Here is an 18,530-nt window from a genome sequence, read left to right on the forward strand (position 1 = left end):
GCGCTGATGGCGAACGTCGCGCTGCTGGCGCCGCTGGCCGGCCCACTGGCGGGCGCCGCATGGCTGACGGTGGCGAGCTGGCGCAGTATGTTCTGGCTGTTTGCCCTGCTCAGCGCCCTCGCCTTTGTTATTTTGTGGCGCGTAATGCCTGAGACCGCGGGCGACCGCAGCCACTCAATAGCGCTGCCGCAGCTGGCGCGCACCTATCGCCAGCTGGCGCGCGACCGGATGGTGATGCTCGGCTCGTTCGCCATCGGGCTGGTGTTTATCCCGATTCTGACCTGGGTGGCGCTCTCGCCGGTGATCCTGATGCATGAAGAGCATCTGTCGCGTATGCACTATGCCCTGCTGCAGCTGCCGGTGTTTCTGGCGATGATTGCCGGGAATATTACGCTGGGCAAGCTGGCCGGGCGCGTCCCTATTGAGCAGCCGGTGAAGTTCGCCGCCTGGCCGATTCTCGCTGGGCTGGGCATCGCGCTACTGGCGAACCTGCTGAACAGCCACAGCTATCTGTTTCTGACCGCCGGGCTAAGCCTTTACGCCTTTGGCGCGGGGATGGTTAACGCCGGGCTTTATCGACTGACGCTCTACGCCAGCGACGCGGGTAAAGGCAGCGTTGCGGCCATGCTGGGGATGATCAGCATCCTGACGCTGGCGGTCGGTATTGAGCTGGCGAAAAGCGGGTATTTTAACGGCGGGACGCCCTGGTTTAGCCTGATTAACTTTATCAGCGGCGTGCTCTGGTTTGTGCTGGTGACGCTGTTTCTGCGCGAGCGCAAGCGGCGCGCACAGGTAGTGGAAGTTTAGGTTACAGTGCGAATGCGAGTAGCATGGTTCGATCGCAAAGTCGCTCAAGGCATCCATGCTCGCTCGGCCCGCGACATCCCTGTCGCGGGACGCTTTGCTCTTCGACCCATGCTACTCACATAGCAAGCTGCTCAGCCGTCTGCCGTTGCGGCCTTTCTTCTATTTTCGCGGATAAAGCTCTTTGCGTTTATAGGGCTCGATGTCGCCCTCTTTACGCGTCTTCAGCAGCTTTAAGATCCAGGTGTACTGCTCTGGATGAGGGCGAACGAAGACTTCAACCTCTTCGTTCATGCGGCGCGCCAGCGTGTTGTCGTCCGCTTCCATCAGATCGTCCATCGGCGGACGCACATAGATTTCCAGCCGGTGTGTCTTGCTGTTATAAACTGGAAACAGCGGCACCACGCGCGCGCGGCACACCTTCATCAGACGGCCAAGCGCGGGCAGCGTCGCTTTGTAGGTGGCGAAGAAGTCGACAAACTCGCTGTGTTCGGCGCCGTGATCCTGATCGGGCAGATAATAGCCCCAGTAGCCCTGGCGCACAGAGCTAATAAAAGGTTTGATGCCGTCGTTGCGGGCATGCATACGGCCACCGAAACGACGCCGCACCCGGTTCCAGACGTAATCGAGCAGCGGATCGCTCTGGTTGTGAAACATCGCCGCCATCATCTGCCCTTCCGACGCGAGCAGCATGGCGGGAATATCCACTGCCCAGCCGTGGGGCACGAGGAAAATAACGTTCTGCTTTTCCGCCTGCAGCTGGTCAATGATTTCACGACCATGCCAGTCGACGCGCTGGCGGATGCGCGCCGGATCGCGTATGCCCAGCTCTGCCATCATCGCCATCGCCTGCGGCGCGGTGGCGAACATCTCATCGACGATAGCGCTGCGTTCCGCTTCGCTCAGCTCCGGCAGACAGTAGTAAAGATTGATCAGTGCGCGACGGCGGGCACCCTTAGCCAGTTTACCCGCCATTTTTCCCAGCCTGCCGAGCAGCGGATCGCGTACCTTCGCCGGTAGCATTGCCATGCCAGCCAGCGCGCCGATTGCCAGCCAGCCGCCCCAGTATTTCGGTTTCAGGAAAGAACGTTCAAAAACGGGAATAAACTCAATATTCTTTTTTTTTGGGGTTTCCATGCACTCGCCTCAATCAATGACGCGCTAATGATAGTGGCGACAGGTAAATTTGCAATCCCCGATGCGGAAGGGAAAAACCGACGCGTTATGCGTCGGTCTCAAGGCGTAGCGTTGCGAACGGATTACTCCAGGCGCAGCAGCGGCAGATTGGTTTTCACCTGCGCCAGATAATCGCTGCGCTCTTTGCCGGTCAGGCCTTCCATACGCGGCAGTTTCGCCGTCAGCGGATTCACCGCCTGGTTATTGATCCAGATTTCAAAATGGAGATGCGGCCCGGTGGAACGGCCGGTATTACCCGACAGCGCGATACGATCGCCGCGCTTTACTTTCTCGCCCGGCTGCACCAGCACCTTTTTCAGGTGCATATAGCGCGTCATATACTGACGGCCGTGGCGAATAGCCACATAGTTGCCAGCCGCCCCGCCGTTTTTCGCCATCACCACCTCTCCGTCGCCGACCGCCAGCACCGGCGTGCCGACCGGCAAGGCAAAGTCTACACCTTTATGCGGCGCGATACGGCCCGTTACCGGGTTAAGGCGACGCGGGTTGAAGTTAGAGGAGACGCGATACTGCTTCACGGTTGGGAAGCGCATAAAGCCGCGCGTCAGACCAGAACCATTGCGATCGTAGAACTTGCCATCTTCGGCGCGGAAAGCGTAGTAATCTTTGTCACCGGAGCGCAGGCGCACCCCAAGCAGCTGGCTCTGCGCGCTCTTGCCGTCGAGCATTTCACGCGACATCAGCACGCTGAACTCATCTCCGGAGTGCAGCTTGCGGAAATCCATCTGCCACTGCAGCGCTTTGATCACTGCGCTGGCTTCGCTGCTGGTCAGGCCGGCACGCTGCGCGCTGCTGGCGAAGCTGCCATGCACCTCGCCTTTTAATACGCTGTTCTGCCACTCACCCTTTTGCATTTTGGTCTGCATGGTGAATGCGCCGTTATCGCCGCGCTGATAGACGCGTGTTTCACGACGGTTGATATCCCATGTGAGAGACTGCAAAGCGCCGTCATCGGTTAAGGTCCAGCTCAGCTGCTGGCCAACCTGCAGGTTGCGCAGCTCTTTATCGCTGCTCACCAGCGCGTTGATATCGCCCAGATCGATGCCGTACTGATTCAGGGCGCTGCTCAGCGTATCGCCGGAAGAGACGGTATATTCATGCGTTCCCGCCACGTCCGGCACATCGCTGTCGATGTCATCGCCGGGCAGTTCTTCTTCGGGTTCGGAGGTGGTTTGATCGATCGGTTCGCTGGCCTCTGGCAGCAGCGTACGCAGTTGATTTTTATCCAGTTCGATGCTCTTAACGATCGGCATCGCATCATCGGTGGGATGGTAGATGTAAGGCCGCCAGACGGCGACGGCCAGAGTAGCAACGGTTAAAGTCCCCAGCATAACGCGGTGGGGGCGCGGCAAATTATTAAATGCGAGGGCGACAGAGCGGGCTATCTGCTGCACTTTTACCTATTCCTCATGCTCCATTCAGGCAGCTCGCATACTGGCCTGACAGCTGTGAAAGGAACTTCACATAGCTGTCCTGACTAAGGCTGATATTCGTCCCCAGCGGATCCAGTGTGCCTTTGCGCACTTGCGTTCCGCGGGCAACCGCATCGATGACGGCTGGCCTGAATTGTGGCTCAGCAAAGACGCAAACGGCCTTCTGCTCAACCAACTGTGTTCGAATTTGATGTAGACGCTGTGCGCCCGGCTGAATCTCAGGGTTTACGGTAAAATGTCCGCTGGGCGAAAGGCCGTAGTGTTTTTCAAAATAGGTGTAAGCGTCATGAAAAACGAAATACCCTTTGTTGCTGACCGGCGCGAGTTGCGCGCTAATGTGCTTGTCGGTAACCGCCAGTTCGTTTTCGAACTGCTGGAGATTAGCGTCAAGTTTGGCTTTGCTTGCGGGCATAAGTTCCAATAATTTGCTATGGATTGCAACCGCTGCTAGCCGGGATATTTGCGGCGACAACCACAGATGCATATTAAATTCGCCATGATGATGTTGATGTCCCGCCTCATCGTGCGCTTCCTCGCCCTGGTGCGCGGCGGCGTCGTGATCCTCATCGTCGTCCTCACCGCCCTTCAGCAGCAGGGGTTTTACCGCCTGCATCTCAGCGATTTCCAGGTTTTTACTGGCGGGTAATTCAGCGGCCGGCTTCGTCATAAACGCCTCCATCTCTGGCCCGATCCACACTACTAAGTCAGCGTTTTTTATACGTTTTATGTCAGACGGACGCAGTGAGTAATCGTGCTCGGAGGCACCATCCGGCAGCAGCACATCCACCGGCGTGACGCCATCAGCGATAGCGGCGGCGATAAACCCTAAAGGCTTAATCGAGGCGACAACATTCGCCTGGGCAGGAAGGGAGAGCGAGGCGGCCAGCGCCAGCGCAGAAAGGGTAAAAACTGTACGCTTTTTAATGTGTAACATAATGCATCATTCCATCGTGACCTGGGGATGGGATGTGATATTATAACATTCGAAATTCTGTGCAACCTGTAAATAATATGACCCCACTCGTCACGCTTGAAAACATCACGGTGCATTTTGCACGCCGTCCCGTGTTGTCAGGCATTAGCCTGACACTGTTGCCTGGACGCATTCTTACGCTGCTCGGCCCCAACGGTGCCGGAAAATCCACGCTGGTGCGCGTGGTACTGGGACTGCTGGAGCCGACCTCAGGTCAGGTGCAGCGCGACCCGGCGCTGCGCATCGGCTATGTGCCGCAAAAACTGCATATCGATCCGACGCTGCCGGTCACCGTCGAACGTTTTATGCTGCTGACCCGCGGCGCGAAACGCGCCGACGTGCTGCCGGCGCTAAAGCGCGTGCAGGCCGGTCATCTGCTGAAAGCGCCGCTGCAAAAGCTCTCAGGCGGAGAAACGCAGCGCGTGCTGCTGGCGCGCGCCCTGCTCAATCAGCCGCAGCTGCTGGTGCTGGACGAACCGACGCAGGGCGTCGACGTTAACGGCCAGGTGGCGCTCTACGATCTGATCGACCAGCTGCGCCATGAACTGAACTGCGGCGTGCTGATGGTCTCCCACGATCTGCATCTGGTGATGGCAAAAACCGATGAGGTACTCTGCCTGAATCACCATATCTGCTGCTCCGGCACGCCGGAAGCGGTGTCGAAGCATCCTGAATTTATCGCCATGTTCGGCCCAGGCGGCGCGCAGCAGCTGGCTATTTACCGCCATCACCATAATCATCGCCACGACCTTCAGGGTCGCATCGTGCTACGCAGAGGACAGGGGCCATCATGATTGAGTTGTTATTACCGGGCTGGCTGGGCGGCGTGATGCTGGCGCTGGCGGCCGGGCCGCTGGGGTCGTTTGTGGTCTGGCGCAAGATGTCCTATTTCGGCGATACGCTGGCGCACGCCTCGCTGCTGGGCGTTGCTTTTGGCCTGCTGCTGAACATTAACCCCTACTATGCCGTTATCCTGGTAACCGTCTGTCTGGCGCTGGGGCTGGTATTCCTTGAACGTCGGCCGCACCTGGCGATCGATACCCTGCTGGGCATTATGGCGCACAGTGCGCTGTCGCTCGGTCTGGTAGTGGTCAGCCTGATGTCGAACGTGCGCGTCGACCTGATGGCCTATCTGTTCGGCGATCTGCTGGCGGTCACGCCTGATGATTTATGGATGATGGGCGCGGGCGTGATCCTGGTGCTGGCGGTGATGGCGTGGCAGTGGCGCGCGCTGCTGTCGATGACCATCAGCCCGGAGCTGGCGCAGGTGGACGGCGTCAATATTCAGCGCACTCGCCTGATTCTGATGCTGGTGACGGCGTTGACGATTGGCGTGGCGATGAAATTCGTCGGCGCGCTGATTATTACTTCGCTGCTGATTATTCCCGCCGCGACGGCGCGCCGCTTTTCACGTTCGCCGGAGCAGATGGCGGGCCTGGCGGTGATAGTCGGCATACTCGCCGTATCGGGCGGTCTTACCTTTTCCGCCTTCTACGATACGCCTGCCGGCCCATCGGTGGTGCTGTGCGCCGCGCTGCTGTTTATCTTCAGCATGGCGCGCAAACCCGCCGTCTGATTACTCGTCGCGCGCGATGCCAAAGTGGCGATAGGCATGCTGCGTGGCCATACGGCCGCGCGGCGTGCGCTGAATAAAGCCCTGCTGGATCAGGAAGGGCTCAATCACATCCTCAATGGTTTCCCGCTCTTCGCCGATGGCGGCCGCCAGGTTATCCAGCCCCACCGGCCCGCCGGTGAACTTGTCGATAATCGCCAGCAGCAGCTTGCGATCCATATAGTCAAAGCCTTCGCTGTCGACGTTAAGCATGTCGAGCGCGCTGGCTGCGACGTTGCCGCTCATCTCGCCGTTGGCGCGCACCTCAGCGAAGTCTCGCACGCGGCGCAGCAGGCGGTTGGCAATACGCGGCGTGCCGCGCGAGCGCTGCGCCACTTCCAGCGCGCCTTCATTGCTCAGCGGAAGGCCCAGACAGGCGGCGCTGCGGCTGACGATGTGCTGCAGATCCGGCACGTTATAAAACTCCAGGCGCTGCACGATACCGAAGCGGTCGCGCAGCGGCGAAGTGAGCGAACCGGCGCGCGTGGTGGCGCCAATCAGCGTAAAGGGCGGCAGATCGAGCTTGATAGAGCGCGCAGCCGGGCCTTCGCCAATCATAATATCCAACTGATAATCTTCCATCGCCGGATAGAGCACCTCTTCCACTACCGGGGACAGACGGTGGATCTCATCGATAAACAGCACGTCGTGCGGCTCAAGGTTGGTCAGCATCGCTGCCAGATCGCCCGCCTTCTCCAGCACCGGGCCGGAGGTGGTGCGTAAATTGACGCCCATTTCGTTGGCGACAATATTCGCCAGCGTCGTTTTCCCCAGCCCTGGCGGGCCGAAAATCAGCAGGTGATCCAGCGCATCGCCGCGCAGTTTTGCCGCCTTGATGAAAATTTCCATCTGTTCGCGCACCTGCGGCTGGCCCACATACTCCGACAGCAGTTTAGGGCGAATAGCGCGGTCGAGATTCTCTTCTTCGTTATAGCTGGCGGCGGAGACCAGACGGTCGGCTTCAATCATGACTTACCTCAAATGGCGGCGCGCAGCGCTTCCCGGATCAGGGTTTCGCAGTCTGCGTCAGGCTTGCCAACCTTACTGATCATGCGGCTGGCTTCCTGCGGTTTATAACCCAGCGACACCAGCGCCGCAACCGCTTCCGCCTCGGCATCATTGCTTGCAGGCTCAGCATCTGGCGCGGTAAGGGTAAAGGCGGATTCGCCGGAGAAGAGATCGCCATGCAGCCCTTTAAAGCGGTCTTTCATCTCGACCACCAGGCGCTCAGCGGTTTTCTTGCCGACGCCCGGCAGTTTGATCAGCGCGGCGATCTCCTCTTTCTCCACCGCCGTCACGAACTGCTGCGCCGACATGCCGGAGAGGATCGCCAGCGCCAGCTTAGGGCCGACGCCGTTGGTTTTAATCAGCTCGCGAAACAGGGCGCGCTCTTGTTTGTTGTTGAAACCGAACAGCAGCTGCGCGTCTTCGCGCACCACAAAGTGGGTAAAGATCACCGCTTCATGGTTAAGTTCAGGCAGCTCATAAAAACAGGTCATCGGCATATGCACTTCATAACCCACGCCGTGCGCTTCAATCAGCACCAGCGGCGGCTGCTTTTCCAGAATGTTGCCACGTAAACGACCTATCACCTGAACGCTTCCTTAATCAACGAATGTGGCGGGATTTATAACATAAAAAAGGCTGGATGAATATCCAGCCTGAATTTATTGACTTAGCGATCTTTCCCGCTTGTCGGCCCGACCATCGTCAGAGAAAATCCGCGCTGAGGGTTAGCCTGAACGCAGGCGCCCGCGCGTCAGCAGCAATTTAGTGTCGCTGATGCGCGTCGCATTCTGGCTGACGTGGCAGTGCGTAATCGCAATCGCCAGCGCATCGGCGGCGTCCGCCTGGGGATTGGCGGGCAGCTTCAGCAAGGTGCGCACCATATGCTGCACCTGGCTTTTCTCTGCCCCGCCGGTGCCGGTGACGGTCTGCTTCACCTGACGCGCGGCATATTCAAATACCGGCAGATCGAGATTCACCGCCGCGACGATCGCCGCGCCGCGCGCCTGACCCAGCTTGAGCGCCGAATCGGCGTTCTTCGCCATAAAGACCTGCTCGATAGCGAAGTAGTCTGGCGAGAACTGCGTGATGATCTCGGTGACGCCCGCGTAGATCAGCTTCAGACGCGCCGGCAGTTCGGTGGTATTGGTGCGGATACAGCCGCTGCCCAGGTAAGTGAGCTGGCGGCCGGTTTGACGAATCACACCGTAGCCGGTCACGCGCGAGCCGGGGTCGATGCCCAGAATTATCGCCATGGCGCGTCTCCGGTGTGCAGGCTAAACGGGAACGCCATTACAGCGTTTCCGCAACCTCGTCGGAGATCTCGCCGTTATGGTAGACTTCCTGCACGTCATCGCAGTCTTCCAGCATGTCGATCAGGCGCAGCAGCTTCGGCGCAGTTTCGGCATCCAGTTCCGCTTTGGTGGAGGGGATCATCGAGACTTCCGCGGTATCCGCTTTCAGGCCGGCAGCTTCCAGCGCATCGCGCACCGCGCCCAGCTCTTCCCATGCGGTAAAGACGTCGATAGCGCCGTCGTCATAGCTCACCACATCTTCCGCGCCCGCTTCCAGCGCCGCTTCCATTACGCTGTCTTCATCCTGGCCCGGCGCGAAGGAGATAACGCCCTTCTTGCTGAACAGGTAAGAAACTGAACCGTCGGTGCCCAGGTTGCCGCCGGTTTTGGTGAAGGCGTGACGCACTTCGCCTACGGTACGGTTGCGGTTGTCGCTGAGGCACTCCACCATCACCGCCGAACCACCAGGACCGTAACCTTCATAGATGATGGTTTCCATATTGGAATCATCTTCACCGCCCACGCCGCGCGCGATAGCGCGGTTCATGGTGTCGCGCGTCATGTTATTGGACAGGGCTTTGTCCATGGCGGCGCGCAGACGCGGGTTGGACGCTGCGTCACCACCGCCGAGTTTCGCGGCAGTAACCAGTTCACGAATAATTTTGGTGAAAATTTTACCGCGCTTGGCGTCCTGAGCCGCCTTACGGTGTTTGGTGTTCGCCCATTTACTATGACCAGCCATTAGATCTTTTCTCCAGTTTAGGCATCGTACAGGCTATCTTGCTTGCGACCTTCTCCCCCGGCAGTGCTCGCACAAGTTGTTTCAAACTTGAGCGCCCCAAAGGGGCGAGCTTCGCGAGTCATCCTCACGTACAGAAGTACGCTCTGGCTGCTGCGCTGACGGTGAACAACCTCGCGGCGCTGATAACGCCTGACTGTTTAACGCTTAAGGCGCACTCCTGTGGGAGTGCGCCAATTCTTTACCATCCAGAATGCCGCCGGAACAGACACGGCGAGCAGCTAAATAAATTCTTCAATCGCCTGGCGATTGCTCCAGGACTTGGTAAGGGCTGCGGCAGCGGCGGGATCGAGCCAGCGCGCGGCGAGATGCTCGCTCAGCGTCGGCTGCCGCTCGGCAGGCAGCGCCAGGCGGAACCAGTGTTCGCGATTGTGCGTCACGCCTGGCGCGTAGCGATGGCGATAGTGCGGAAAGATCTCGAATTCGATCTCTTTATGGCAATCTTCCAGCGCCAGCTTTTCACCCGCAACGTCGATGGCCAGCTCTTCCAGCACTTCGCGCCGCGCCGCCTGCAGCGGAGTTTCCCCCGCTTCCAGACTGCCGGTGACCGACTGCCAGAAGCCGCTGTCATCGCGTCGCTGCAGCATTAACACCCGGCCGGTATCCTGCGCAAAAATCACTACCAGAACCGATACCGGATGTTTATAGCCCATTACTTATTCTCTGACTTTTCTTTTTTCGGCGCGATCTGAATGCCCAGATCCGCCAGCGCTGCCGGATTAGCTTCGCTTGGCGCTTCGGTCATCAGACAGGCCGCCGCAGTGGTTTTCGGGAAGGCGATCACGTCGCGGATATTCTCGGTGCCGGTCAGCAGCATGGTCAGACGATCCAGACCGAAAGCCAGGCCCGCGTGCGGTGGCGTGCCATATTTCAGCGCGTCGAGCAGGAAGCCGAATTTCTCGCGCTGCTCGTGCTCTTCAATACCCAGAATGGTGAACACCGCCTGCTGCATTTTGCCGCTGTGGATACGTACGGAACCGCCGCCCACTTCGTAGCCGTTGATGACCATATCGTAGGCGTTCGCAACCGCGCTCAGCGGATCGGCCGCCAGCTCTTCCGCCGTCATCTCTTTCGGCGACGTAAACGGATGGTGCATTGCCGCCAGACCGCCTTCGTCATCCTCTTCGAACATCGGGAAGTCGATCACCCACAGCGGCGCCCAGGCGCTTTCGTTGGTAATATGCAGATCGCGGCCCACTTTCAGGCGCAGCGCGCCCAGCGCGTCCGCCACTACTTTGGCACGATCGGCACCGAAGAAGATCAGGTCGCCGTCAGCGGCGCTGGTACGGCTCAGAATCGCCTCTACGATCTCCTCGTTAAGGAACTTGGCTACCGGGCTCTGTACGCCGTTGAGGCCGTCAGCGCGCGCGTTAACCTTCATCCACGCCAGCCCTTTCGCGCCGTAGATCTCTACAAATTTGCCGTATTCGTCAATCTGCTTGCGGCTCAGCTGCGCGCCGCCAGGCACACGCAGCGCGGCGACGCGGCCTTTGGCGTCGTTGGCAGGGCCAGCGAACACCTGGAATTCAACATCTTTCAGCAGGTCGCCAACGTCCACCAGCTCCATCGGGTTACGCAGATCGGGCTTGTCGGAACCGTAACGACGCATCGCTTCAGCAAAGGTCATCTGCGGGAACTCGCCGAGATCGACCCCTTTTACTTCCAGCCACAGCTGGCGGATCATGCGTTCGTTGATCTCACGCACCTGCGGCGCGGTGAGAAACGACGTTTCGATATCGATCTGGGTAAATTCCGGCTGGCGGTCAGCGCGCAGGTCTTCATCGCGGAAACACTTCACGATTTGATAGTAGCGATCGAAGCCGGACATCATCAGCAGCTGTTTAAACAGCTGCGGCGACTGCGGCAGCGCATAGAATTTGCCTTTATGCACGCGGCTCGGCACCAGATAGTCGCGCGCGCCTTCCGGCGTCGCTTTGGTCAGCATCGGGGTTTCGATATCAAGGAAGCCTTCGCTGTCCATAAAGCGGCGCACAAAGCTGGAAATCTTCGCGCGGGTCTTCAGGCGCTGTGCCATTTCAGGACGGCGCAGATCGAGATAGCGGTACTTCAGACGCGCTTCTTCGCTGTTGACCTGATTGGAGTCGAGCGGCAGCGGCTCGGCGCGGTTGATAATGGTCAGCGCCTCAGCGAACACTTCTACTTCGCCCGTGGCCATCTCGGCATTTTTGTTCTTCTCGTCGCGCGCGCGAACGGTGCCGGTGATCTGGATGCAGAATTCGTTGCGCAGCTCAGACGCCAGCTGAAAAGCCTCCTGACGATCGGGATCGAAGAAGACCTGCACGATGCCTTCGCGGTCGCGCATGTCGATAAAAATCAGGCTTCCCAGATCGCGACGGCGGTTGACCCAGCCGCAAAGAGTGACTTGCTGACCCACATGAGACAGATTGAGCTGTCCGCAATATTCTGTACGCATAACGTATCCTTTTAACTTTGCCGCTGCTGCCTGCAGCATCAGGCCGCGTAACCATTTGAGATGCTGCCGCAAAAAAGGCGGCCATTATAATGGAAAAAGGCAGGCAGGATAAGTAGAGCCGCGCCAAACCGCGCATTTCGTCGCCTGTTTTTCCTCCCCCGGCTAAACAGGCTACTCTAGAGAGCAACGTTCACAGGAAAGGAGAGGCCGTGACCCTTCGTATTGGCCTGCCGCAGTGGCAGCATTCGCACTGGAAACGCTGGGGCATTGAGAGTCTGGCTGATTATGCCCGTCTGTTCCACTGCGTGGAGGGCAACACCACGCTTTATGCGCTGCCCGCGCCCGACACCGTTCAGCGCTGGCGCGATATGACCCATGACGACTTCCGCTTCTGCTTTAAGTTTCCGCAGACTATCAGCCACCGCGCGCAGCTTCAGCACACCGACGACCTGCTGAGTGATTTTTTGCGTCTGCTCGATCCGCTGGCCGACCGCATCGGGCAGTACTGGCTGCAGCTGCCCGCCACCTTTTCGCCCGCGCAGCTTGCCGATCTCTGGCGCTTTCTCGATGGTCTGCCGCGCCGCTTCAGCTATGGCGTCGAAGTGCGCCACGCTGCTTTTTTCGCCAAGGGCGAGGCGGAGCGCGCGCTTAATCAGGGCCTGCAGGCGCGCGGCGTCAACCGGGTGATTTTAGACAGCCGTCCGGTACACGCCTCAACGTCGCAAAGCCCCGCGGCCCTGCATGCGCGCGAGCAAAAGCCGCGCGTGCCTCCTCATGCGGTGCGCACCGGTGAGCTGCCGATGGTGCGCTTTATCGGCAGCGACGACGTTGACGAGAGCGACCGATATTTTCAGGTCTGGCGAGAAAAGCTGGCACAATGGCAGGCAGAGGGCGATGCGCTGTTCTTTATCCACACGCCGGATATGGGCCAGGTGTTTCCGCTGGTGCAGCGTTTATGGCCGCAGCTGCAGGCTATCGACGCCGCTATCGGCAGCGGCCCCGCCTGGCCGCAGCAGGCGTCGCTGTTCTGATAAAAGAGGATAAACATGATTAGCGCGTTATATGTGGTACTGGGCGTATTGATGGTGATGAAATTCGCGCTGGACGTGGTGCGCTACCGTCGTCACTATCGGGTCGCTTTCGGCGACGGGGGCTTTCACGATCTGCGCGTGGCGATACGCATTCACGGCAATGCCGTAGAAACCATTCCGCTGGCGCTGCTGCTGCTGGTGATGATGGAGATGAACGGCGCCGATATCTGGATGGTGCATCTCACCGGTCTGATCTTTTTCGCCGGACGGGTCATTCATGCGCAGGGGCTGCGCCGCAGCGCGCTTGCCGGACGCAAGTATGGCATGATGCTGACGCTGTTTGCGCTGTGCGGCATGGCGGTGTTTAATCTTATCTATCTGCCCTGGGATCTGGTGCTGACGCTGCATTAACCGGCTGCGGGGGTAAAGGGTGCAGCCCGCCGCACTTTCTGCCAGAATAGCGCCCTTTCCGTTGTCTTTCCGGATTTACTATGTCTGACCGCGATACGCTATTTTCCGCGCCCATCGATAAGCTGGGCGACTGGACCTTTGACGAGCGCGTGGCTGAAGTCTTCCCCGATATGATTCAGCGCTCCGTGCCCGGCTACTCCAATATTATCTCGATGATCGGCATGCTGGCCGAGCGTTTCGTCACGCCCGACAGCCAGGTCTACGATCTGGGCTGCTCGCTTGGCGCCGCGACGCTCTCGGTTCGCCGCAATATCAAAGCGCCCGGCTGCACCATCATTGCCGTGGATAACTCCCCTGCCATGGTCGAGCGTTGCCGCCGCCATATCGACGCCTTTCGCGCCGAGACGCCGGTTAACGTCATCGAAGCCGATATCCGCGATATCGCTATCGAAAACGCCTCGCTGGTGGTGCTTAACTTCACGCTGCAGTTTCTCGAACCCCCTGCGCGCCTGCAGCTGCTGGAGAAGATCTGGCAGGGGCTGAAGCCCGGCGGCGCGCTGGTGCTGTCGGAGAAGTTCAGCTTTGAGGACGCCGACGTAGGCGAGCTGCTGTTCAATATGCATCATGACTTTAAACGCGCCAACGGCTACAGCGAGCTGGAGATCAGCCAGAAGCGCAGCATGCTGGAGAACGTGATGCTGACCGACAGCGTGGAGACGCATAAAGCGCGCCTGAAACAGGCGGGCTTCTCTCACGCGGAACTCTGGTTCCAGTGCTTTAACTTCGGTTCGCTGGTGGCGTTGAAATGATTGAGTTTGGCCGTTTTTATCAGCAAATCGCCACTGGTCCTCTCGCCAGCTGGCTGGAAGTGCTGCCGGCGCAGATCGCCGCCTGGCAGAAAGAGAACCTGCATGGCCTGTTCCGCAACTGGGAGAAGTCGGTTGAGCATCTGCCGCTGCTGCAGCCGCAGCAGCTCGACCTGCTGCACAGCGTCAGCGCGCAGCACGACGATCTCAGCGACCGTCAGCGTCAGGGCATCGAGAAACTGCTGCGCAACCTGATGCCGTGGCGCAAAGGCCCCTATTCGCTCTACGGCACTGAGATCGATACAGAATGGCGTTCCGACTGGAAGTGGCAGCGCGTCGCGCCGCATATCTCGTCGCTGGCGGGACGAACCGTACTGGACGTCGGCTGCGGCAGCGGCTATCACATGTGGCGCATGGTGGGCGCAGGCGCGCATCTTGTGGTCGGCATCGATCCGATGCAGCTCTTCCTCTGCCAGTTCGAAGCGGTGCGCAAGCTGCTGGGCGACGACCGACGCGCCCATCTGCTGCCGCTCGGCATTGAGCAGCTGCCGACGCTGCAGGCGTTCGATACCGTTTTCTCTATGGGCGTGCTCTATCATCGCCGTTCGCCGCTCGATCACCTGCTTCAGCTGAAAAATCAGCTGGTGAGCGGCGGCGAGCTGGTGCTGGAAACGCTGGTGATTGAAGGAGATGAGCGGGATGTGCTGGTGCCTGGCGAACGCTACGCACAGATGCGCAACGTCTACTTTATTCCTTCGGCGCTGGCGCTGAAGAGCTGGCTGGAGAAGTGCGGCTTTGTCGACGTGAAGATTGTCGACTATGCGATAACCTCCACCGACGAGCAGCGCCGCACCAGCTGGATGACCAGCGAATCGCTGGCGGACTTCCTTGACCCGCAAGACGCCAGCAAAACGGTGGAAGGCTATCCGGCGCCGCTGCGCGCGGTGCTGGTCGCCACTAAACCCTGAGCCTTAGCGGCGAGAGAGCGCCAGCTTCGCCGCGAAGCCGATAAACACCATGCCCGTCAGGCGGTCCATCACTTTGAGCACCGCCGGACGGCGCAGGTGCGCGGCGAAGTAGTGGCTGCCGCCGATCAGTACGGCATTCCACAGCAGGCCGATCGCAACATGCATCAGCGCCATCAGGCTGCACCAGAGGGCCACCGACGCGCCCGCCGGAATAAACTGCGGCATAAAGGTGACGTAAAACACGCCGATTTTTGGATTAAGCAGATTGCCGAACAGGCCGCGGTTAAAGCAGCTGAAATAGCTCTGCTGTGCCACTTCGGCTGCCGTTTCATCCTGCGCCTGCGTCCGGGGATTAAGCAGCAGTCTGACGCCGAGATAGAGCAAATAGGCCGCGCCGACCCACTTCAACAGGTTATAGGCCATTTCCGACGCCAGCAGCAGTGCGCCGAGGCCAAAGCCTACCGCTACGCCCCACACCAGACAGCCGAGATTTATGCCGAGGGCCGTTGCGCTGGCGCGTCGCCAGCCCTGCGCGGCGGCGGTACGCAGCACCAGCGCCGTGTCAAAGCCCGGCGTCAGCGTCAAAATGGTAATGGCGAACAGAAACGAGAAAAGCAAGGTAGCGGTCATGATCATCTCCCTGAAATATTGCCGCTTACCCTAACAAATTTTTCTGGCGATAGCAGCGCGGAGAGGTGGATTTTGCGCGCTACTCCGCCTCGGCGGGACGATCCCAGTACTGATATTTGTAGGCGGCGCTGAGATGCCGCTCAATCGTGCCTTTTTCGAATATTTCGGTTTCGTGCAGATAGCTTAAGGTGCAGTTACCCACCTCATCCCACAGCTGACACTCGTCAACCGTACGCAGCGAGCTGACCGGCGTAGTGGCGGTGCCGTGAAGCTGCCATTCGCGGAATTTTTTATCGTAGGTATAGCGATCTTTGCTGCGCGCCGTTTCCGCGCTGATGACCTGCCCCTGCGGATTCCAGCGCCAGCTGCTTTCGCCATTGGTCAGCGCGTCGGTGCCGCGCGAAACGCTTTTCGCCAGCCGCAGCTGCGCGTCATAGCGATAGGTGGTATCGGTAAAACCGCTTTTGCCCATGCTGGTGAATTTATCGGACGCGGTGACGATATTGCCGTGTCGGCCGGTAAGCCAGCTAATCGTGCCCTGGCGATTATCGACCACCTGCTCTTTACCCTCTTTCAGCACCTTCACCAGATAAGCGTACTCCGCCACCCAGCCGCCCTGCACGCGCGCAATATGCTGTTCCATGCTCAGAGTGACGTTATGCTCTTTTTTATCGAAAGTGACGTCGGCGACCAGCAAAATACCGCAGGGATCGAACTGTCCCAGCACCCGTTTTTGCGAATCCACATCTTTGCCGAACTCGCCAGCGATAACCTGCCGCACCGCGCCTTTGGCGCTGCCGCCCAGCATAATCCAGCTATTGCTGCTGGCCACGGCCTTGCTGTGCGGGCCGCAGGCGGCGGCCCACAGCGTGTGGGAGAAGAGAAGCGAACCCAGCGTAAGCGCCGCAATAAGAGAGCGTTTCATGGTGTAACTCCCAGAGATCTCAATAACCTGAGTGTAACCTTATTGGCGGCAACTGGCGCACAACGGAAACTATTTAATCGCGGATAAAAAGAACCCCAGCAAGATGGCTGTAGCCAATGATTATAGCATTCTTTTAAAACCCATAAATATCAATAATTTAAAACATAGTTAGCGCATTATCGCTTGCATATAACTGTACATTATCACAGTATATTTGTTGATTATTTTGCGGCGGGGTCCCCTTACAGCACCCCTTGGGGCAAGCAAGGACCGGAGAGAAAAATGGCTTTTTATTCCATAGAGAAACGCAAAACATCTACAGGTGAAATACGCTACCGCTGCACTGTTGGTGTGAAGAAGAATGGTAAGTATCTATACCGTGAAAATCAGACGTTCAGCAAGCAAGCGTTGGCAAAAGCATGGGGGGTGGCGCGCGTTGCTGATCTAGAAGCGAACGGGCTGCCAACCGATGCCAACATTTCTTCTGTGACCTTTGGTGAGCTGATGGATCTCTATATGGATCATCCTCACATAAAATATGGAAAGACAAAAGCAGAGACTCTCGCATTGATAAGAAAGTGTGAAATAGCGAGTATCCCCATCAGCCTCATCACCCAGAAAACCTATACACAGCACTGCCAGTACAGGGCGTCTCAGGGTGCGGGCCCTGCGACTATCAGAAATGACATGGTGTTTATCAGTTCCGTTCTTCACGCAGCTAAACCTATGTTCGATATTGACGTCAATATTGATGATTTCAACTATGCGAAATATCAGCTTAAGAAGATAGGAATGATTGCTTCATCGCAAAAAAGAAGCCGTAGGCCGACGAAGGACGAGACAGATCGCCTCATGCTTGCGCTGAAATCACGGGAAGTAACGTCTTATAAAAAAATCCCCTTCTCTGACATTTTTATGTTTTCAATTTTAACCTGCATGCGTGTAAGCGAAGTTACGAGAATACGCTGGGATGATGTGGACGAGGCTCAAAAGGCTGTTGTCGTGCGAGACAGAAAGGACCCCAGAAAAAAAATAGGCAACCACATGAAGGTTGCTTTACTCGGTGATGCCTGGGAAATAGTGAACCGACAGCCAAGGCAAGCGGAATGCATTTTCCCCTTCCGTCCTAAAAATATTTCAATCACTTTTGCACAAGAACGCAATAAGTTAGGGATAGCTGATCTGAGGTATCACGACTTACGCAGGGAAGGGATTAGTAGACTCTTTGAGGCCGGATTTTCAATAGAAGAAGTTGCTCAGGTAAGCGGTCATCGCTCTTTCAGCACTCTTTGGCAGGTTTATACTGAGTTGTTCCCTAAATCCCTTCATGAGCGTTTTGATAAGTTACAAGAAATGAAAGTGAAGTTTTCCGGAGAGGAATAAATTTATGAAAATCAGAAATGACAGTAATATTGGCCGCATGCCGGAGTTAACCAGTTTTGGGACTATTTACAGCGCAGTAGGCCAACTTCTGGTACTGGACTTGGCGATGAAGGATTCACTGACGGGATACATTGCAGACCCAGTTTCTTTTCCTGATTTAAAAATTAGTATCAGGGCTGACATGGCGAGGGAATTGGCTGCGGAACTTTTGCTGTGCGCGGATGCTATTGACGCAGGAATGAATCATCCAAATTTGAAGTTTGTCGATTGATGTTTGCCCGGCTGATGCCGGGCTAAAAATTATAAGCATGATTTGATGGCAGCTTTACGCTTTTCGATTCCTCTTGTTACGTCTAAAACACCCCGAAGTGAGTAAAAGTTCACCCTGGTCATATTGCCTTCTGCAAATACGTCAGCATTATCCGCTCCAGCGAATACACTATAAAACTTTCCGGTTTTCTGAGGGATAACTTGATACATCAGTGGATGCTTCTGCCATGCCGCTAAGATACATTCTTGCGTTTCTTCTACGGGTTTGTTCGTAGTATATGACGCCAAGATTTCTTGATCTTCACGGTAATTATATGGGTTAACACAACCAGCCAGCGAAATAATGCCCAACGTAACTATTATCTTTTTCATGTCCCAGCCCCATTATCTTGTGTGTGCCGATAGTACCAGAAGTAATGGAGTTGTTAGCGCGTGTATTACATTCTTCAAGCTGCAGATCAATAAAGCTTCGCGGTCTACCACGCCCCGCCGCCGAGGAATTTTAGGCGTCGAGACCGTCAATAGCTTTCATCCGTGTCTGCAGCTCAGCGATG

At 57.5% G+C, this 18,530-nt stretch carries 21 protein-coding genes; 9 read left to right on the forward strand and 12 right to left on the reverse strand.

Annotated features, from left to right (window positions below; translation table 11 throughout):
- Positions 1-807: MFS transporter (locus tag B3797_RS11290; RefSeq protein ID WP_311791112.1), on the forward strand; the 807-nt coding region annotated here is incomplete at its 5' end.
- A gap of 159 nt (positions 808-966) precedes the next feature.
- Here the strand turns inward: B3797_RS11290 and lpxM are convergent.
- The 3 genes from lpxM to znuA all read right to left on the reverse strand — a co-directional run bounded on the left by lpxM (position 967) and on the right by znuA (position 4,368).
- The gene (gene lpxM, locus B3797_RS11295; RefSeq protein ID WP_311791113.1) at positions 967-1,941 is read right to left on the reverse strand and encodes a lauroyl-Kdo(2)-lipid IV(A) myristoyltransferase; all 975 of its coding nucleotides are present in this window, start codon (positions 1,939-1,941) and stop codon (positions 967-969) included.
- A 122-nt stretch (positions 1,942-2,063) separates the two neighbouring features.
- Complete coding sequence (gene mepM / locus B3797_RS11300) at positions 2,064-3,395, reverse strand: murein DD-endopeptidase MepM (protein WP_311782325.1); 1,332 nt, start codon at positions 3,393-3,395, stop codon at positions 2,064-2,066.
- 13 nt (positions 3,396-3,408) lie between these two features.
- Positions 3,409-4,368 carry a zinc ABC transporter substrate-binding protein ZnuA gene (znuA, locus tag B3797_RS11305; protein WP_311782326.1) on the reverse strand — a complete coding sequence of 320 codons (960 nt, stop codon included), beginning with the start codon at positions 4,366-4,368 and terminating at the stop codon, positions 3,409-3,411.
- 77 nt (positions 4,369-4,445) lie between these two features.
- On the opposite strand from znuA, the gene znuC reads away from it, so the two are divergent.
- Complete coding sequence (gene znuC / locus B3797_RS11310; RefSeq protein ID WP_311782327.1) at positions 4,446-5,201, forward strand: zinc ABC transporter ATP-binding protein ZnuC; 756 nt, start codon at positions 4,446-4,448, stop codon at positions 5,199-5,201.
- Positions 5,198-5,983 (forward strand): zinc ABC transporter permease subunit ZnuB, encoded by a 786-nt coding sequence (znuB, locus tag B3797_RS11315; protein ID WP_311791114.1) that lies wholly within the window; start codon positions 5,198-5,200, stop codon positions 5,981-5,983. The genes znuC and znuB overlap by 4 nt, the downstream gene beginning before the upstream one ends.
- Here znuB and ruvB read toward each other — a convergent pair whose 3' ends face one another.
- From ruvB to aspS, 6 genes are all read right to left on the reverse strand, one after another.
- Positions 5,984-6,988, reverse strand: coding sequence for a Holliday junction branch migration DNA helicase RuvB (ruvB, locus tag B3797_RS11320; RefSeq protein ID WP_311782329.1), 1,005 nt, complete (start codon positions 6,986-6,988; stop codon positions 5,984-5,986).
- An 8-nt stretch (positions 6,989-6,996) separates the two neighbouring features.
- Positions 6,997-7,611, reverse strand: a complete 615-nt coding sequence (gene ruvA, locus B3797_RS11325) for a Holliday junction branch migration protein RuvA (RefSeq protein ID WP_120453837.1) — start codon at positions 7,609-7,611, stop codon at positions 6,997-6,999.
- A 141-nt stretch (positions 7,612-7,752) separates the two neighbouring features.
- Positions 7,753-8,280, reverse strand: a complete 528-nt coding sequence (ruvC, locus tag B3797_RS11330) for a crossover junction endodeoxyribonuclease RuvC (protein WP_311791115.1) — start codon at positions 8,278-8,280, stop codon at positions 7,753-7,755.
- A gap of 37 nt (positions 8,281-8,317) precedes the next feature.
- Positions 8,318-9,061: a YebC/PmpR family DNA-binding transcriptional regulator gene (locus B3797_RS11335; protein WP_311782330.1), complete on the reverse strand. Its 744-nt coding sequence runs from the start codon at positions 9,059-9,061 to the stop codon at positions 8,318-8,320.
- 278 nt (positions 9,062-9,339) lie between these two features.
- Complete coding sequence (gene nudB / locus B3797_RS11340) at positions 9,340-9,771, reverse strand: dihydroneopterin triphosphate diphosphatase (RefSeq protein ID WP_126690343.1); 432 nt, start codon at positions 9,769-9,771, stop codon at positions 9,340-9,342.
- Positions 9,771-11,552, reverse strand: coding sequence for an aspartate--tRNA ligase (aspS, locus tag B3797_RS11345; protein ID WP_311791116.1), 1,782 nt, complete (start codon positions 11,550-11,552; stop codon positions 9,771-9,773). The genes nudB and aspS overlap by 1 nt, the downstream gene beginning before the upstream one ends.
- 209 nt (positions 11,553-11,761) lie before the next feature.
- Here aspS and B3797_RS11350 point away from each other — a divergent pair, with 209 nt between their 5' ends.
- From B3797_RS11350 to cmoB, 4 genes are all read left to right on the forward strand, one after another.
- Positions 11,762-12,583, forward strand: coding sequence for a DUF72 domain-containing protein (locus B3797_RS11350; RefSeq protein ID WP_120453829.1), 822 nt, complete (start codon positions 11,762-11,764; stop codon positions 12,581-12,583).
- A gap of 15 nt (positions 12,584-12,598) precedes the next feature.
- Positions 12,599-12,994 carry an MAPEG family protein gene (locus tag B3797_RS11355; RefSeq protein WP_271153031.1) on the forward strand — a complete coding sequence of 132 codons (396 nt, stop codon included), beginning with the start codon at positions 12,599-12,601 and terminating at the stop codon, positions 12,992-12,994.
- Between the two features lie 80 nt (positions 12,995-13,074).
- Positions 13,075-13,803, forward strand: coding sequence for a carboxy-S-adenosyl-L-methionine synthase CmoA (gene cmoA / locus B3797_RS11360; protein ID WP_311791117.1), 729 nt, complete (start codon positions 13,075-13,077; stop codon positions 13,801-13,803).
- On the forward strand, positions 13,800-14,768 hold the full coding sequence (cmoB, locus tag B3797_RS11365; RefSeq protein ID WP_311791118.1) for a tRNA 5-methoxyuridine(34)/uridine 5-oxyacetic acid(34) synthase CmoB: 969 nt from the start codon (positions 13,800-13,802) through the stop codon (positions 14,766-14,768). The genes cmoA and cmoB overlap by 4 nt, the downstream gene beginning before the upstream one ends.
- A gap of 3 nt (positions 14,769-14,771) precedes the next feature.
- Here cmoB and B3797_RS11370 read toward each other — a convergent pair whose 3' ends face one another.
- Together B3797_RS11370 and B3797_RS11375 are read right to left on the reverse strand one after the other, a co-directional pair.
- Positions 14,772-15,398, reverse strand: coding sequence for a LysE family translocator (locus B3797_RS11370; RefSeq protein WP_311791119.1), 627 nt, complete (start codon positions 15,396-15,398; stop codon positions 14,772-14,774).
- 79 nt (positions 15,399-15,477) lie between these two features.
- Positions 15,478-16,323: a hypothetical protein gene (locus B3797_RS11375; protein WP_311782337.1), complete on the reverse strand. Its 846-nt coding sequence runs from the start codon at positions 16,321-16,323 to the stop codon at positions 15,478-15,480.
- Positions 16,324-16,605: 282 nt separating this feature from the next.
- Here B3797_RS11375 and B3797_RS11380 point away from each other — a divergent pair, with 282 nt between their 5' ends.
- Together B3797_RS11380 and B3797_RS11385 are read left to right on the forward strand one after the other, a co-directional pair.
- Positions 16,606-17,706 (forward strand): site-specific integrase, encoded by a 1,101-nt coding sequence (locus B3797_RS11380; protein WP_311791120.1) that lies wholly within the window; start codon positions 16,606-16,608, stop codon positions 17,704-17,706.
- A 4-nt stretch (positions 17,707-17,710) separates the two neighbouring features.
- Positions 17,711-17,977 carry a hypothetical protein gene (locus B3797_RS11385; RefSeq protein WP_311791121.1) on the forward strand — a complete coding sequence of 89 codons (267 nt, stop codon included), beginning with the start codon at positions 17,711-17,713 and terminating at the stop codon, positions 17,975-17,977.
- Positions 17,978-18,006: 29 nt separating this feature from the next.
- On the opposite strand, the gene B3797_RS11390 is transcribed toward B3797_RS11385, so the two are convergent.
- Positions 18,007-18,348: a hypothetical protein gene (locus B3797_RS11390; protein WP_311791122.1), complete on the reverse strand. Its 342-nt coding sequence runs from the start codon at positions 18,346-18,348 to the stop codon at positions 18,007-18,009.
- Positions 18,349-18,530: the final 182 nt, after the last annotated feature.

Origin of the sequence: Pantoea sp. UBA5923 (assembly GCF_002431095.1) — a bacterium.
GTDB classification, from domain to species: domain Bacteria; phylum Pseudomonadota; class Gammaproteobacteria; order Enterobacterales; family Enterobacteriaceae; genus Pantoea; species Pantoea piersonii.

Bases quoted from the DNA above. Each gene is read 5' to 3' on its own strand.
- znuB (WP_311791114.1), top strand. From the start codon at position 5,198: ATGATTGAGTTGTTATTACCGGGCTGGCTGGGCGGCGTGATGCTGGCG.
- cmoA (WP_311791117.1), top strand. From the start codon at position 13,075: ATGTCTGACCGCGATACGCTATTTTCCGCGCCCATCGATAAGCTGGGC.
- znuA (WP_311782326.1), bottom strand. From the start codon at position 4,368: ATGTTACACATTAAAAAGCGTACAGTTTTTACCCTTTCTGCGCTGGCG.
- B3797_RS11375 (WP_311782337.1), bottom strand. From the start codon at position 16,323: ATGAAACGCTCTCTTATTGCGGCGCTTACGCTGGGTTCGCTTCTCTTC.
- ruvC (WP_311791115.1), bottom strand. From the start codon at position 8,280: ATGGCGATAATTCTGGGCATCGACCCCGGCTCGCGCGTGACCGGCTAC.
- B3797_RS11335 (WP_311782330.1), bottom strand. From the start codon at position 9,061: ATGGCTGGTCATAGTAAATGGGCGAACACCAAACACCGTAAGGCGGCT.
- ruvB (WP_311782329.1), bottom strand. From the start codon at position 6,988: ATGATTGAAGCCGACCGTCTGGTCTCCGCCGCCAGCTATAACGAAGAA.
- znuC (WP_311782327.1), top strand. From the start codon at position 4,446: ATGACCCCACTCGTCACGCTTGAAAACATCACGGTGCATTTTGCACGC.
- B3797_RS11390 (WP_311791122.1), bottom strand. From the start codon at position 18,348: ATGAAAAAGATAATAGTTACGTTGGGCATTATTTCGCTGGCTGGTTGT.
- B3797_RS11380 (WP_311791120.1), top strand. From the start codon at position 16,606: ATGGCTTTTTATTCCATAGAGAAACGCAAAACATCTACAGGTGAAATA.
- B3797_RS11370 (WP_311791119.1), bottom strand. From the start codon at position 15,398: ATGACCGCTACCTTGCTTTTCTCGTTTCTGTTCGCCATTACCATTTTG.
- cmoB (WP_311791118.1), top strand. From the start codon at position 13,800: ATGATTGAGTTTGGCCGTTTTTATCAGCAAATCGCCACTGGTCCTCTC.
- aspS (WP_311791116.1), bottom strand. From the start codon at position 11,552: ATGCGTACAGAATATTGCGGACAGCTCAATCTGTCTCATGTGGGTCAG.
- nudB (WP_126690343.1), bottom strand. From the start codon at position 9,771: ATGGGCTATAAACATCCGGTATCGGTTCTGGTAGTGATTTTTGCGCAG.
- B3797_RS11355 (WP_271153031.1), top strand. From the start codon at position 12,599: ATGATTAGCGCGTTATATGTGGTACTGGGCGTATTGATGGTGATGAAA.
- B3797_RS11385 (WP_311791121.1), top strand. From the start codon at position 17,711: ATGAAAATCAGAAATGACAGTAATATTGGCCGCATGCCGGAGTTAACC.
- lpxM (WP_311791113.1), bottom strand. From the start codon at position 1,941: ATGGAAACCCCAAAAAAAAAGAATATTGAGTTTATTCCCGTTTTTGAA.